At 48.7% G+C, this 14970-nt stretch carries 14 protein-coding genes; 13 read left to right on the top strand and 1 reads right to left on the bottom strand.

All coding sequences use genetic code 11. The annotated features are described in order from the left end of the window. The first annotated feature begins 69 nt into the window (after positions 1-69). Both xerD and JO375_RS06965 read left to right on the top strand, forming a co-directional pair. Entirely contained in the window at positions 70-1014 is a 945-nt protein-coding gene (gene xerD, locus JO375_RS06960) for a site-specific tyrosine recombinase XerD (protein ID WP_229523768.1), read from the top strand. A gap of 69 nt (positions 1015-1083) precedes the next feature. Further along, positions 1084-1908: a purine-nucleoside phosphorylase gene (locus tag JO375_RS06965; RefSeq protein WP_229523769.1), complete on the top strand. Its 825-nt coding sequence runs from the start codon at positions 1084-1086 to the stop codon at positions 1906-1908. A 133-nt stretch (positions 1909-2041) separates the two neighbouring features. Here the strand turns inward: JO375_RS06965 and JO375_RS06970 are convergent, their stop codons facing one another. After that, the gene (locus tag JO375_RS06970) at positions 2042-3253 is read right to left on the bottom strand and encodes an O-antigen ligase family protein (RefSeq protein WP_229523770.1); all 1212 of its coding nucleotides are present in this window, start codon (positions 3251-3253) and stop codon (positions 2042-2044) included. Between the two features lie 213 nt (positions 3254-3466). Between JO375_RS06970 and JO375_RS06975 the strand changes: the two genes are divergently transcribed. From JO375_RS06975 to JO375_RS07025, 11 genes are all read left to right on the top strand, one after another. Then, positions 3467-4660, top strand: a complete 1194-nt coding sequence (locus JO375_RS06975) for a D-alanyl-D-alanine carboxypeptidase family protein (protein WP_229523771.1) — start codon at positions 3467-3469, stop codon at positions 4658-4660. 96 nt (positions 4661-4756) lie between these two features. Further along, positions 4757-5110 (top strand): anti-sigma F factor antagonist, encoded by a 354-nt coding sequence (gene spoIIAA / locus JO375_RS06980; protein ID WP_229523816.1) that lies wholly within the window; start codon positions 4757-4759, stop codon positions 5108-5110. Next, entirely contained in the window at positions 5107-5562 is a 456-nt protein-coding gene (spoIIAB, locus tag JO375_RS06985) for an anti-sigma F factor (protein ID WP_229523772.1), read from the top strand. Before spoIIAA ends, spoIIAB begins: the two co-directional genes overlap by 4 nt. Before the next feature lie 11 nt (positions 5563-5573). Continuing rightward, positions 5574-6329 (top strand): RNA polymerase sporulation sigma factor SigF, encoded by a 756-nt coding sequence (gene sigF, locus JO375_RS06990; RefSeq protein ID WP_229523773.1) that lies wholly within the window; start codon positions 5574-5576, stop codon positions 6327-6329. A 172-nt stretch (positions 6330-6501) separates the two neighbouring features. Beyond that, a complete protein-coding gene (locus JO375_RS06995) occupies positions 6502-7155 on the top strand; it encodes a stage V sporulation protein AA (RefSeq protein ID WP_229523774.1) in 654 nt (217 codons plus the stop codon). Beyond that, positions 7152-7574: a stage V sporulation protein AB gene (locus JO375_RS07000; RefSeq protein WP_229523775.1), complete on the top strand. Its 423-nt coding sequence runs from the start codon at positions 7152-7154 to the stop codon at positions 7572-7574. The genes JO375_RS06995 and JO375_RS07000 overlap by 4 nt, the downstream gene beginning before the upstream one ends. A 26-nt stretch (positions 7575-7600) precedes the next feature. Next, a complete protein-coding gene (locus JO375_RS07005; protein ID WP_229523776.1) occupies positions 7601-9295 on the top strand; it encodes a spore germination protein in 1695 nt (564 codons plus the stop codon). A gap of 110 nt (positions 9296-9405) precedes the next feature. Beyond that, complete coding sequence (gene lysA, locus JO375_RS07010) at positions 9406-10773, top strand: diaminopimelate decarboxylase (RefSeq protein ID WP_229523777.1); 1368 nt, start codon at positions 9406-9408, stop codon at positions 10771-10773. 160 nt (positions 10774-10933) lie between these two features. Next, on the top strand, positions 10934-11368 hold the full coding sequence (locus tag JO375_RS07015; protein ID WP_229523778.1) for a peptidylprolyl isomerase: 435 nt from the start codon (positions 10934-10936) through the stop codon (positions 11366-11368). Between the two features lie 257 nt (positions 11369-11625). Further along, a complete protein-coding gene (locus JO375_RS07020) occupies positions 11626-12639 on the top strand; it encodes a 2-oxoacid:acceptor oxidoreductase family protein (protein WP_229523779.1) in 1014 nt (337 codons plus the stop codon). Beyond that, positions 12639-14927, top strand: a complete 2289-nt coding sequence (locus JO375_RS07025; RefSeq protein WP_229523780.1) for a thiamine pyrophosphate-dependent enzyme — start codon at positions 12639-12641, stop codon at positions 14925-14927. Before JO375_RS07020 ends, JO375_RS07025 begins: the two co-directional genes overlap by 1 nt. The last annotated feature ends 43 nt before the right edge of the window (positions 14928-14970 follow it).

A 14970-nucleotide genomic window follows, 5' to 3' on the forward strand; every position in this document is an offset into this window, starting at 1 on the left:
GGCCGCATGTGAAGAAGCAGACGCTGCGACTGAATCGCTGTATGCAGCACAAGGAGACTTTTGGGACTCATGAAAATGTATATTCAACCCTTTGTTCGATATATGGAAGAGGAAAAAGGCTTGTCACTCAGCACATTGGAAGCGTATCATCGCGATGTACAGCAGTTTGCCGAATTTTCGCAAGCCTGCGGCATTGAGCAGCCCAGCAACGTTCAGCGATCACATCTGATGCTGTATTTAGGACGCTTAAAGGAACAGGGAAGAGCTGCGGCGACGATCTCTCGCACCGTTGCCTCTATCCGCTCCTTTTTTCATTATCTTATCCGGGAAGGGATTGTAGCCCATGATCCGTCTGTCCTGCTGGAGCTGCCGAAAGCGGCCAAAAAGAAGCCCTCGGTGCTTACACAGGATGAGATTGAGCGCTTGCTGGCAGCACCGGATGTGACTACCCTACAAGGGGTTCGGGATAAGGCGATGCTGGAGCTGCTGTATGCAACAGGTATCCGCGTATCCGAGCTGATTGCCCTGAACGTGCATGATGTGCGCACCGATCTGCGCTTTGTTCACTGTGGTGGGGAAGCGGGCAAGGAACGCGTAGTGCCGATTAGCCGTGAGGCGTCACAGTGGGCACAAGCTTACATAGACGAGCATCGTCCATCGTTATTGCGTTCTGTACAGAATAAAGAAGCTCAGTCGGAGCAGGAGGCCCTGTTCTTGAATATATCTGGTCAGCGCCTTAGCAGGCAGGGTTTTTGGAAAATAATCAAAAAGTATGGTCAGGAGGCAGGCATAAGCGGGGATATCACACCGCGCACATTGCGGCATTCTTTTGCGGTCCATATGCTGGAGGGAGGAGCCGATTTGCGCTCCGTTCAGGAAATGCTGGGTCATGCCGATTTGTCTACGACGCAGGTATATGTGCAGGCAGCCAGACAAAATATGAAGGAAGTATATGAAAAGCATCACCCGCATGGCAACAACCGCACTTCTCATGAAAGCATGGAACGCAGGTAGCGACACTTTGCTGTCATAGAATTGTGATTATGACAAAATTAACTATTGTACAAGTCAGGAGAGATATTGATGTCAACTTCCAATCAGGCTATGATTCAGGAAGCAGCAGAGTATATTCGTGCCAAGAGCGGAATTCAGCCGGGAATTGGCCTTATTTTGGGATCAGGTCTCGGTATTTTGGCTGATTTGATCCAGGATGGAATCAGCATTCCTTATCAGGAAATTCCACATTTCCCTGTATCGACGGTAGAAGGTCATGAGGGAGAATTGCTGCTGGGTACAATTGAAGGACGCGCTGTAGTCATGATGAAAGGACGCTTCCACATGTACGAGGGCTATGGCCCGCAGCTTACGGCTTTCCCTGTACGGGTCATGAAGCAGCTGGGTATTCAAAGTCTGCTGGTGACCAATGCAGCGGGGGGCGTAAATACATCCTACAAGGCTGGCGATTTGATGGTCATCTCGGATCATTTGAATTTGACTGGACAAAATCCGCTGATTGGGCCAAATGATGCGGGGCTGGGCGTTCGTTTCCCTGATATGTCGGAAGCGTACAGCCGCCGTCTGCGTGAAATTGCCAAACAGACGGCTACCCGGCAGGGCTTCAGCTTGCAGGAAGGGGTATATGCCGGGCTGCTGGGACCGAACTATGAAACGCCTGCTGAAATTGTTATGCTGCGCACCCTGGGCGCAGACGCGGTGGGCATGTCGACAGTGTCTGAAGTTATTGTAGCCCGTCACGCAGGAATTGAGGTGCTTGGTTTCTCCTGTATTACGAACATGGCCGCAGGCATTCTGGGCCAGCCTTTGTCCCATGATGAAGTGATGGAGACGGCAGAACAGGTGCGTGAGCAATTTTTGAAGCTTGTACTGGCGATTATTCCGCAAATGTAATCTACTAATGTAATTAGGGAAGGCTGTTTGCGTCGAAGCGGCGGCAATGATTCAAAGCCCCCATATCCGGGTCCATATATGGATCTAGGCTGTGGGGGCTTTTTTGTATCCAACAGAGGAGTACGGAGCATCTCTAATGAATCAAGGATGCGCTCAAGGCTGGCGAATTTTGTTTCTCTGCTACGGCCAGTTTATGTTGCTCCTGGACCTTTATTACAATCATCATAAAAATAACCCAGTAGATGGAGAGTGAGTTCAAAAAACGGCTGTCTGTTATATTGTTTAATATAATGAACAAGAAAAAGACGACGGCAATCAGCCATGTATGCACATCTGATTTGCCAATTCTGAGTTTAAATAACGTGGTGATCACGAGCGTGACCGTTAATAGGAGTCCTGTAAGCCCTACGTCGATCCACAAGTCGCGAAAACCGCTATGGCTGCTTGTCAGATCAAACCGGATTCCGCCTGAATAGATACTGGGCCGGGCTGCCCAGAAGGAGCCGTAACCGTGACCAAACCAGTAATGGCTCTGAATAGCACCAGCGATTCCCTCCCAGATCTCGGTTCTTCCGGTCAAGGTTGTTGTTTTTCCGAATTCCGCTGCAATCGCATCCCCGTATGTAAGGGCGAATACCAGGCCCAAAAGCACAAACAGGCAGGAAGTGCTAAGAAAGAAACCCCGCAACGCGATGCTTTGCATTCTTTTGAATAACAATATAAACAGGATGAATCCGAATAGCGAAAATGTCAGCACTAGTGAGGTAGTAGATTGACATTTAATAAGCAATAGGGCATTCAGTAAGATAAAGCTTACATGCAAAGCTTTTTGTCTCCCCCTGAAAAAGTATATAACATGTGACACGAAGCTTAACAGTGAGAGGGTCCCGAGTGTGTTTTTATGGCCGGAGATCCCTTTCCACAATCCCGTATGCTCTACGCCTGCATGAATGGCAAAGGAGGGAAAGAGCAAAACGGCCAGCAGATTAAGTACACTCAATATACTTAATGTAATGACGAGCAGGCGAATGCAGCCCTGTGCAGTATAGCGGGTAACGAGATACAGGCCAAAGGCAGAGAAGGCAAGGAATTTGAGCACCATCAGCATGGACGAGGTCTGCTCTTGTTCAGCCCATAAGCAGGAGGCGGCTATGTACATCATGAGCAAAGTCAGCATCGGATTGTCTGCTAAAGTTGTGATCACCGTTTTCAGTGAGGGCAGCAGCATGATATAGCTGAATAACAAGACAAGCAGTGAAATGGTGATAACCCGGAGGGACAGGCCCTGACAGGCATAGGGAATTGAAAAAGCCAGTAAACCGGCGACTGTAAGTATATGCTTCACATTTTCACCACCTAGATACGTTATGTATCTATATTATACAATATGTATCATCTTGTACAATAATAAAAAGATTTGTTTTTCAGGAACATGAGAAATCCTTGGAATATTTTTCTTCCATTCTGACGACAATGGATAGCAGCACGCGAATAGACCGGAGGAGCAAAAATACGGGCTCCGGTGTTTTCCGCCAATATGTTGAGGAGGGAACCGATTGTGAAGAAAAAAGTGGTGGCGTTCATTCTGGCTTGTCTCGTGGCCTTGACTGCTGTCCCCGTCTGCGGCTGGGCCGAAGAAAGCAAGCCTGAAAGCAAGCCCAAGGAGGGTACTACGGCGCAGCTGGCTCCTGAGGCTCTCTCAGCAATCCTGATGGATGCAGATACGGGCACCGTTATCTATGAAAAAAACAGTCGTGAAAAGCTTCCTCCAGCGAGCATCACCAAAATTATGACGATGCTGCTAACGATGGAAGCTATTAATAACGGCAAACTCAAGCTAACCGATAAGGTACGCTCTAGCGAATACGCATCTTCGATGGGCGGCTCGCAAATTTTTCTGGAGCCGGGAGAAGAAATGACGGTTGACGAGATGTTAAAGGGAATTGCGATGGCTTCTGGCAACGATGCTTCTGTGGCAATGGCTGAGAAAATTGCAGGCTCCGAGCAGGCTTTTGTCGAGATGATGAATGGCAAGGCGCAAGAGCTAGGACTCAAGAATACCCATTTTGCCAACTGCAACGGTTTACCCGTAAAAGATCATTATTCTTCTGCGCACGATATTGCGGTAATGAGCCGGGAACTGTTGAAATATCCACAAATTACGAAATATACAGGAGCATATCAGGACTATTTGCGCAAATCCTCGGCTAAGCCCTTTTGGCTGGTGAATACCAATAAGCTTGTTCGTTTCTATACCGGAGCGGACGGGCTGAAGACAGGCTACACGTCAGAAGCAAAATTTTGTCTTTCTGCTACTGCGAAGCGCGATGGTTTACGCGTCATAGCTGTTGTACTGGGCGAGCCGAACACAAAGATACGTAACAATGAAGTATCATCGATGTTCGATTACGCATTTTCTCAATACACGATGAAATCCATTTACAAGCCGGGTGACTTGCTGGGCAGTATAAAAGTTGAAAAAGGTGTATTGCCGGAGCTGAAAATTCAGGCAGACCGCCCGTACAGTATCCTGGTGAAGAAAGGCGGGACCAAGCAAACACTGCGTCATGAGCTTCAACTGGCACCAAGTCTGAAAGCACCTGTACGCGCAGGGGAGCCGGTCGGCAAACTGGTCGTCTACCAGGATGGTAAACGGTTAAAGGAGTTTAGCATTACATCGCCTGTGGCTATTGAGAAGGCCGGATGGTGGAAATTGCTAAAACGTACGATGTCGAATCTGTTTTCCATGTAGATTTGACAGGGTTTTCTTCTAGTTTTGTCGGAGGGCAGGAATCGTCTGCGGCAGCGTAGAAATCCTTGTCCAAGACCGGGAGGAGAGTGAGTGAGCATGAACCTGCAAATTGAAATGGAGCATCACCGAGGAGTGCTGATTGTAAGGCTGTCCGGTGAGCTAGATCACCATACGTCGGACACCGTCCGTATGCAAATGGATGAGGCGATTCAGCGCCGACAATGTGAGCATATCGTGCTCAGTCTGAAAAATCTTCAGTTTATGGATAGCTCCGGACTTGGTGTTATATTGGGGCGGTACAAACTGATCAACCAAAAGGGCGGGAAAATGGCAGTTTGTGATGTCAATCCGCCGGTATACCGACTGCTGGATATGTCAGGGTTGTTTAAAATTATGCCCATATATGACAACGAGGGAAATGCGCTGTCGGAACTGGAGGTTGTATCATGAGAGAAGACACGGGAAACAATTTCATGAGCTTGCAATTTGCTGCCAAATCCGAAAATGAAGCATTTGCTCGCATTGCGGTTGCGGCCTTTATTTCCAGGCTTGACCCTACGATGGATGAGCTGAGTGATTTGAAAACCGTGGTGTCTGAAGCGGTGACCAACAGCATTATTCACGGGTACGACAGTGATCCGTCCGGTGTCGTAACAATTAAAGTCGGCATTGAAGCAGACATGATTACACTGGTTGTCGAAGATAAAGGGCGGGGAATTGAGGATATGGAGTTGGCCAAACAGCCTCTGTATACTTCCAAGCCTGAATTGGAGCGCTCAGGTATGGGCTTTACCATTATGGAAAATTTTATGGATGAGTTTGAAGCAGTCAGTGAGCCGGGCAGAGGCACATCAGTCCGGATGAAGAAGAGGATTGAATCCAAGAAAGCTTTGTATAATTAGGAGTTGATCCTATGGAAGCAGGAGAAAAAAAAACCTCGCACAGCTATTTGGAGGATGCGGAAGTCAAGCGGCTCATTGCTCTAAGTCAATCCGGTGATAATGATGCCCGTGAGACGTTGGTCAATAGCAATATCCGGCTCGTCTGGTCTGTCGTGCAGCGTTTTATGAACCGGGGTTATGAGCCTGACGATCTTTTTCAAATCGGTTGTATCGGTTTGTTAAAGTCGGTGGATAAATTTGATCTCAGCTATGAAGTCAAATTTTCGACCTATGCGGTGCCGATGATTATCGGTGAGATTCAGCGGTTTCTGCGTGATGACGGTACACTCAAGGTCAGCCGCTCGTTGAAGGAGACAGCGAACAAGGTCCGCAAAATGAAGGACGAGCTATCGAAACGGCTCAACCGCCTGCCTACGGTTAAGGAAGTCGCCGATGAGCTGGGGGTGACACCGGAGGATGTTATTTTTGCACAGGAGGCCAACAAGCCGCCTACCTCGATCCACGAAACGGTGTTCGAAAATGACGGTGACCCCATCACGCTTATGGACCAGATTGCCGACGAATCGCAGGAACGATGGTTCGACAAGCTGGCCCTCAATGAGGCCATCGACGGACTTACCGAGCGGGAACGGTTAATTGTATATCTGCGTTATTACCGGGATCAGACCCAGTCGGAGGTCGCAAGTCGACTTGGTATTTCCCAGGTGCAGGTATCACGGCTGGAAAAAAAGATTTTGCAGCTAATCCGCGATCAGATTGCTCAATAAATCGGTCAGGATTTTGCGAATCCATATGCTTACCTGAGTCTAAAGGGTATTCCGAAGCCATTCTAATGGCATGGGATACTCTTTTTTGCGCGGGAAACAGGACTGACAAAGAATAGGTTTCCTCGCTTCGCTCCATAATAATCGGTAATTACGAGGATAAGGAGGGGATCGGATGACTCATAGTCCGGCTCCTGCAGTGGCTCCTATGGTTTATTTGCGGCTCCGCAGCCGTGTACGCCTGTTCCGGGGACAGGATGTTCATTTGGGAGATGTAGCTCATCTGCTGTCCGATCCCGAAAGGGAAAACGAACTGCTTAAGCTTGTTCTGATGCGGCCGCAGAAGCAGGACGGTAATCTGATCCTGGTAGATATGCTGCAGATTATTGCTAAAATCAGGGAGTATATTCCGGGCATCGTAGTTGAATCTCTGGGCAAGCCGCATGTACTGGTGGAGCTGGTAGAGAAGCCCCGCAAGCCATCGAAAATACTATTTGTCCTGGTATGGGTGCTTCTGTTTTTTGGCTCTGCATTGACGATTATGAATTTCCACGCCGATGTCAACATGATGGAGGTGCAGGTACGGATTGTGGAAATGATTACGGGAAAGAAGGACCAGCATCCATACCTTTTTCAAATTGCCTACTCGCTTGGCATTGGCTTTGGCATGATTGTGTTCTTCAATCACTTGTTTCAAAAAAAATGGAACGAGGAGCCGACTCCGCTGGAGGTGGAAATGTTTTTGTATCAGGAAAATGTGGATCAGTACGTTGTGGCAGAGGAATATGAAAAGATGGCACGTCTGCATACCAAGGATAAACAACCATGACATTAGTACAGGACGCGCTACAGATTATTTTTGGTATCGCAGGAGGTCTGGCAGTCGGGAGCGGCGTGATCGCTTTTTTTATTGTGCTCGACATCATGCCGAGACTGGCACAGCTCACCCGTACCTATAAAAAGTCACGTGCATACGAAAAGGCGATGATTTTAGGCTCAGTGGTCGGAACCGTGGCTGATTTTTGGGATATTTGCTTGCCATTGCCTGCATTTTTTACATGGATACCCGGGTTATTTTGCGGAATGTTTATTGGTTTGCTCGCTGCAGCTTTAACCGAGGTATTAAATCTCCTGCCCATACTTGCCAAGAGGCTCCATATGACCGTGTATATGTTCGGCCTGCTGATGGCGATGGTGCTTGGCAAGGTAACAGGTTCCTTATTTGACTGGTTCGTGTACAACCGATAACAACGAAAGCAGAGGGGGCTAATGATATGGATCATAGCGCAGATCAAGAGCATCAGGAACATCATCAGCTGGATGGAGCAATGGGAAGAAAAAATGATACGGATCAGCAGGAGATGGGCCCATGGAAGCAAAAGCAGAAGCAGGAAGCTGACCAGCTTAAGCACAAAAAAGAAAGTGAACACTCAGATAATGTGGAGGAGTCTATTCGTTATTGGCAGATGGAGGATAATATCTCGCCAAGAATCAAGGATAATCGCGAAACACTTAAAATGGTATTGGGTCTGGGAGAGACCTTTGATGTGGTGCTCAGGGAAATGACCCTGGGCGGGCGTCATATTGGATATCTGTTCCTCAACACTTTTGCCAAGGACGTTGTTATGGTCGAGGTGATAAAGCGACTGACTTATCTGACGCCGGACGATATGTCTTCAGATGGGCTGCAAGCCTATTTTGAATATTATATCCCACATATTCAAGTGGAAAAGTCGGATAAAATGTCGGATGTCATCAATAAGGTGCTAGCAGGCTATAGTGCCTTTTTTATGGAAGGCGAGCGCTTTTCCATCATCATAGATTCCCGGAATTACCCCGTGCGTAATCCGGAAGAGCCATCGCTGGAGCGTGTGGTACGTGGTTCTCGTGACGGATTTACCGAAACGATGCTTACAAATGTAAGCTTGGTTCGTCGTCGTTTGCGGGACCCCGGACTTAAATTTGAAGCGATGCAGGTTGGCCGACGAACCCGGACGGACATTTGCCTGGGCTACATTGATGATATCGTGGATAAAGTGATGGTGGACAATGTACGCGAAAAAATTAAAAATGTCAATCTGGACGGAATTCCGCTGGCTGATAAGCAATTAGAGGAGGCCATTATCAATAAAGGATGGAATCCATACCCCTTGGTACGCTATTCAGAGCGACCGGATGTTGTTGCTTCGCATATTATGGAGGGAAGACTCGTCATTTTTGTAGATACCTCACCCAGTGTGATGATTCTGCCGACCACTTTTTTTGACTTGTGTCAGCATGCCGAGGAGAACCGGCAAACGGCTTTTATGGGAAGCTATTTGCGCTGGGTCCGCTTTTTGGGGATTTTCGCTTCAATGTTTCTGCTTCCGATATGGCTGCTTATGGTTATCAATCCCGAGTTAAAGCCAGCCTTTCTCGATTTTATCGGCCCTCAAAAGCAAGCCCATTTTCCGCTTATTGCCCAGTTTATCATTGTAGAGCTAGGGGTTGATCTTATGCGAATGGCAGCTGTCCATACCCCCACGCCGCTAGCCGCCGCAATGGGTTTGATCGCAGCCGTTCTGGTCGGCGATATTGCGGTCAAGTCAGGACTATTTGTGAATGAGGTCGTGCTGTATATGGCTGTAGCCGCTATAGGCATGTTCGCAACCCCAAGCTATGAGCTGGGATTGGCCAATAGACTGATCCGGCTATTTCTGTTGATCGCTGTAGCTATTTTCCACGTTCCAGGCTTTGTCGTGGGCACGACTCTGATTATTTTGATGCTGACGCTGCATCGTTCATACAATTCTTCATACTTGTGGCCTCTCATCCCATTTAACGCCAAGGCGCTGGGCTCCATTTTGTTTCGTATGCCTGTACTGGATGCACCTAACCGCCCGTCATTTAATAAAACGAGGGACAATACGCGTATGCCCCATGCGGATGCCAACACAGATTCGGAATCAGACAATGGACAGGGGCATTAATCTAAATGATCTGCATAAAAATCCATTGTTCTTGATGTTTTTTTTGCTATACTGGTGTAAACATTCGATGGAATATGACTAGCTTGTTCCAGAAAGAGAGGCGCCAGAACATGTACTTGCATGGAAGCAGTAAAATTAACAGCAATGGACATTTGGAAATTGGCGGATGTGATACGATGCTTTTAAAGGAGCGCTTCGGAACACCGCTTTATATTGTAGATGAACAGTTGGTACGCCGGCGCTGCCGGGAATTTATAGAAGCGTTTCATGAAACCGGCTTGAAGTTTCAAGTTGCCTATGCAAGCAAAGCGTTTTGTGTAATGGCGATGTGCGCTTTAGCAGCAGAAGAAGGAATGTCGCTTGACGTTGTTTCCAGTGGGGAGCTGTTCACCGCGCTGCAGGCGGGATTTCCGGCAGAGCGAATCCATTTTCACGGCAACAACAAAACACCGGAAGAAATTGAAATGGCGCTGGATGCGCAAATTGGCTGCTTTGTGGTCGACAGTGAGATGGAGTTGCATTTGCTGCAGGCCCTTGCCTACGAGCGGAAGCAACAGGTAAATATTTTATTGCGGGTGACACCTGGGGTTGAAGCGCATACGCATGAATATATGGCCACAGGCCAGGAGGATTCCAAATTCGGCTTTGACATTGCGAACGGTACAGCACGTCAAGCGATAGAGCAGGCGATCCGGCTGGATCATCTGAATCTGCTGGGGGTGCATTCCCATATCGGTTCACAAATATTTGAAGTAAACGGCTTCCAAATGGCGGCCGAACGGGTGGCAGCCTTCTCCAGAGAGATCAAGGAGCAGCTTCACTTTTCTTTCAAGGTTATCAATCTGGGTGGAGGCTTTGGCATTCGTTACACCGAAGAGGACACACCGCTGAAAATTTCCACCTATGTACAGGCCATCGGTGATGCGGTGAAAACCTATTTTTCCGGGCTGTATGATGAGCTTCCAGAAATCTGGATTGAGCCGGGACGCAGTATTGTGGGCGATGCAGGCACAACCTTGTACACCGTAGGAAGCATTAAGGATATACCACAGGTTCGAAAATATGTTTCGGTGGATGGCGGTATGACGGATAATCCGCGCCCGGCGTTATATCAGGCCAAGTATGAAGCGATGCTGGCCAATCGGGCGCTGGATGCGAGTGAAGAGACGGTATCCATTGCGGGCAAATGCTGCGAAAGCGGGGATATGCTGATTTGGGATGTGGAGCTTCCTCGTCCGAATACCGGAGACCTGCTCGCTGTTGCCTCAACTGGAGCCTACAATTACTCTATGGCAAGTAATTATAACCGGATATGCCGTCCGGCAGTTGTATTTGTCAACAACGGTGAAGCCGAACTGGTGGTGCGGCGGGAGACCTACATGGATATCGTACGCAACGACGTGGTGCCACAGCGCTTGCTTCGTGACCAGGCAGATTCAGCGGTTCATCTCAACGCCAAAATTACGGTTTCGTCCTGACAGGGATACGTATGAGCACGCAGACCATTGCACCGGGGATATACTACCGGGACAATGGTCTTTTTTTTTGGACAAAGCTTTGCTAAGCGCAGCAATTCATAGTAAACTGGAACTTGATATGAATTAGCTTTCAAAACAGGTTGAAAAGGAGAAATAAACAATGAAAAAAGGTAGAATAGATCTTGAGAACGGCGGCATCGTCGAAATCGAATTTTTCCCGGAAGAAGCTCCGAATACAGTGGCTAACTTTGAAAAGCTGGCTAACAGCGGTTTTTACAACGGTCTGAGCTTTCACCGTGTCATCCCGGGCTTTGTTGCTCAAGGCGGTTGCCCTATTGGTAATGGCACAGGCGGCCCTGGCTACACAATTGACTGTGAAACAGCTACGAACACAACGAAGCATGCCAAAGGCGTTCTGTCCATGGCTCACGCAGGCCGTAACACAGGTGGCAGCCAATTCTTCATCTGTTATGCGCCGCAGCCGCATTTGGATGGGGTACATACTGTATTTGGTAAAGTAACCAAAGGCATGGAGTTTATTGATGCTGTAAAACAAGGCGACAAAATGAAAGAAGTTCAAGTATTTGACGCGTAATTCCGTAATGCGCCGTTAAATTCCTGATGTTTATATGATGTAACACGCAGGCCGTTCTGTCTTTTTGGACAGGGCGGCTTTTTGTTGTCTTTTGTTTGACGATTTGCTGTGTTTTTGCCATCACGTAAATATTAAAGTGCGTAAGATCACATTCGAAAAGTAAGCGTTGTGATAGCCTTTTCATTAGAATGCATTTTCATTTATTTTTATGAGTATTCGAGCTTAGTCAGGGATGTAAAAGAAAGGGGCTTATCACATTGTCTATTTTAACGAGCACTAATCGACTCGGATTTTTTGAAATCCGACTGGAATCTATTGGTGGTCTTGGCGCTAATCTGGCTGGTAAAATGCTGGCCGAAACCGGGGTGCTTGGTTTGGGGCTGAATGCTTCAAATTTCTCGTCTTACGGTTCGGAAAAGAAGGGAACTCCAGTAAAAAGCTTTGTCCGCTTCTGTGAACCGGAGGTTGATATTAGAGATCACAGTCCGATTGAACAACCGCATGTGGTAGGCATTTTTCATGAAGCGTTATACAAAACGGTAAATGTGATCAGTGGACTTCCTGCCGATGGAATCGTTGTGGTCAATTCCACACGTCCGGCAGAAGAAATACGGGCTGATCTGGGGCTGGTATCCGGTACGCTGGTGGTGGTGGATGCAATGGGTATCGCACTGGAGGAGGGGACGAAACTGAACACGTCCATGCTCGGCGCCTTGTTCCGTGTCTGTGATTTTTTGGACCCGGAAGCGATGAGAACGGTTATTCGCAACACCTTTGAAAAGAAAAATCCACAATTGGTGGAACCAAACCTACGCACGTTTAACCGAGGCTTTGAGGAAATGGAACTGCACGTATATCCGCTCACCGCTGGGACGCAGGATCGGGTTTTTGAACGTCTGCAGCCTGTGCTCGGCTACGAAACGCAAACATGGGGCGGCGTTATTGCTACGCAGGGGAACAGCATGACAAAAGATCTTAGCGGCTCACGTCAGGGGTATGTACCAGAATATGAAGCTGACAAATGTACACATTGTGCCAAGTGTGATTCAATCTGTCCGGATTACTGCTTTGTATGGGAACAGCAGGAAGACAAGCGCGGAAAAATGATGCCCTTTTTGCAAGGGATCGATTACCAGTATTGCAAAGGTTGTCTGAAATGCGTAGAAATTTGCCCATCAGGAGCATTAAGCTCGCGCCGCGAGCAATGGGGATGGGCAGAGCAGCATCGGATTGCCCACCAATTTCCGGTATATGAAGGAGGTCGTGTGTAATGGCGAAACTGGAAGAAGAGCTAAAACAAACCTACGCCGAACAGGTGACGACATTCGAGTCCGGTAATGAAATGGCGGCTACGGCGGCTGCACAAATCAATTATCATATGATGGGATATTTTCCGATTACTCCGTCGACCGAGGTCGCACAGTATCTGGATCAGATGAAAACGAGAGGCCAGCACAATATCAAGTTGGTCGCAGCGGATGGAGAACACGGTTCGGCAGGGATATGCTATGGTGCCGCGGCTGCAGGAGCAAGAGTAGTGAACGCGACCAGCTCGCAGGGCTTTCTGTACATGCTAGAGCAATTGCCAGTTCAGTCCGGAACCCGTTTCCCTATGGTCATGAATCTGGTGACACGGGCTGTCAGCGGTCCTCTGGATATTCGCGGGGATCATTCGGACCTGTACTACGGTCTGAATACAGGCTGGGTGATCTTGATGGCAAGCACACCGCAGGCTGTCTATGATATGAATATCATGGCGCTGAAAATTGCAGAGCACAGCGATGTCCGATTGCCTGTAATGGTCGCTTATGACGGCTTTTATACGTCACATCAGAAGCGTAAAGTGCAGTATTTTGCCGATGCGGAGACCGTCCGGAATTTCGTAGGACCGAATCCTAACCTGAATCATCCGAATATTTTGGATTTTGAACATCCGGTCACCGTAGGCGCACATATGAACGGTGATGACCTGTCGAACAATCACGCCCAGCTGTCTGAGGCATTAAGACGGTCTGAAGCAGTATATGAGCAGGTTGCCGCAGAATATGCATCTTTATCCGGTCGGGAATATCCGATTTTGGATCTTTATCATATAGAAGATGCCGAGGTTGCTGTACTCCTGCTGAACTCAGCGGCTGAATCGGCCAAGGATGTGGCCGATCAGCTCCGCACGCGCGGCATCAAGGCCGGGGTTATTCGCCCGAATATCATTCGGCCATTTCCGGCCGCGCAGCTGCGTGATGCATTGCGCCATGTCAAGGTGCTGCTGGTAGGTGAGCGTGCGGATTCCTACGGCGCCGACGGCGGTAATTTGACGCACGAAATCAAGGCGGCTCTGCAGGAGGACCCGCTTAACCGGACGCTTGTGCTGACACGCATCTTCGGCTTGGGCGGCAAGGATTTTTATGAGGAAGATGCAGAGGCGTTCTTCCAGCTTGCAATTGATGCGGCCAAGGCCGGACGGGTAGAGAAGCCGTTTGATTATTATGGCATTAATCCGGGCTCGCCAGATAAGGTGATGCCGCAGGTTATGCAGCCGCCGCGGGGCGATGCATACCGTACGGGCCTGATTCAGGTTACCCCTGACGAGGCGACCGGGAAGCTGAAGGTCAAGGTGCCACCGCTGCGTTCACTGACGACCAAACCACGCCGTCTTACACCGGGTCACGGAGCATGTCCGGGATGCGGGGCATTATCTGCGCTGGAGCTGTTTTTCAAAGGGATTGAAGGCGATATTGTAGTATTGTTCCAGACAGGCTGTGTGTATGTGGTAACGACGGGTTACCCATATACATCACACAAACAGCCGATGATCCACAATCTTTTCCAAAACGGGGCTGCTACGCTTTCGGGAGCCCTGGAAGCTTACTTAGAGATGAAGCGCCGTAATGAGATCGAGATGCCGGACGATCCGACCTTTATTATGATCAGCGGCGACGGCGGGATGGATATTGGTATGGGCTCGGCCATTGGTGCGGCTCTGCGCAATCATAAGCTGATTATGCTGGAGTATGATAACGAGGGGTACATGAATACAGGCTCGCAGCAGTCGTATTCGACTCCGGTCGGTCATATGACCAGTACGTCGGGTGTTGGGAAGATGCAAAAAGGTAAGCATGGCCATCACAAGGACACCGTGCAAATCATGGCCGCCTGCAATATTCCGTATGCTTTCACGGCGGCTGAAAGCCACCCGCAGGATATGCTGCGTAAAGCGGCCAAGGCGCAATGGTATGCGAATAATGTAGGTACGGCCTATGGTAAAATTCTGTGTGCCTGCCCGCTGAACTGGAAATCCGAAGACCGCTTGGGCACCGACATTGTAGGAGCAGCCGTCGAGTCCTGCTTCTTTCCATTGTACGAAATTGAGCAAGGCAGTACGACGATTACGTACAATCCGGAAGACAAAGACAAACGGATTCCAGCTGCAGAGTGGCTGAAATTAATGGGTAAAACGAAACATCTGCTGAAGGAGGAAGCGATGTTGGCCACCATTGAGCAGGAGATTGAACGCCGCTGGGCCATCCTGAAAAAGAAACATGAAATTTCGGAGCTATAGTGGACTTTGCCTAATCGGCTTCGAATATTGCTAGAAGCTGTAT

The sequence above is a fragment of the Paenibacillus farraposensis genome, assembly GCF_020736845.1.
Lineage (GTDB): Bacteria > Bacillota > Bacilli > Paenibacillales > Paenibacillaceae > Paenibacillus > Paenibacillus farraposensis.

Excerpts from the sequence above, each read along its gene's own strand:
- xerD (WP_229523768.1), top strand. The coding sequence starts at position 70 with ATGAAAATGTATATTCAACCCTTTGTTCGATATATGGAAGAGGAAAAA.
- JO375_RS06965 (WP_229523769.1), top strand. The coding sequence starts at position 1,084 with ATGTCAACTTCCAATCAGGCTATGATTCAGGAAGCAGCAGAGTATATT.
- spoIIAA (WP_229523816.1), top strand. The coding sequence starts at position 4,757 with ATGAACCTGCAAATTGAAATGGAGCATCACCGAGGAGTGCTGATTGTA.
- spoIIAB (WP_229523772.1), top strand. The coding sequence starts at position 5,107 with ATGAGAGAAGACACGGGAAACAATTTCATGAGCTTGCAATTTGCTGCC.
- sigF (WP_229523773.1), top strand. The coding sequence starts at position 5,574 with ATGGAAGCAGGAGAAAAAAAAACCTCGCACAGCTATTTGGAGGATGCG.
- JO375_RS06995 (WP_229523774.1), top strand. The coding sequence starts at position 6,502 with ATGACTCATAGTCCGGCTCCTGCAGTGGCTCCTATGGTTTATTTGCGG.
- JO375_RS07000 (WP_229523775.1), top strand. The coding sequence starts at position 7,152 with ATGACATTAGTACAGGACGCGCTACAGATTATTTTTGGTATCGCAGGA.
- JO375_RS07005 (WP_229523776.1), top strand. The coding sequence starts at position 7,601 with ATGGATCATAGCGCAGATCAAGAGCATCAGGAACATCATCAGCTGGAT.
- lysA (WP_229523777.1), top strand. The coding sequence starts at position 9,406 with ATGTACTTGCATGGAAGCAGTAAAATTAACAGCAATGGACATTTGGAA.
- JO375_RS07015 (WP_229523778.1), top strand. The coding sequence starts at position 10,934 with ATGAAAAAAGGTAGAATAGATCTTGAGAACGGCGGCATCGTCGAAATC.
- JO375_RS07025 (WP_229523780.1), top strand. The coding sequence starts at position 12,639 with ATGGCGAAACTGGAAGAAGAGCTAAAACAAACCTACGCCGAACAGGTG.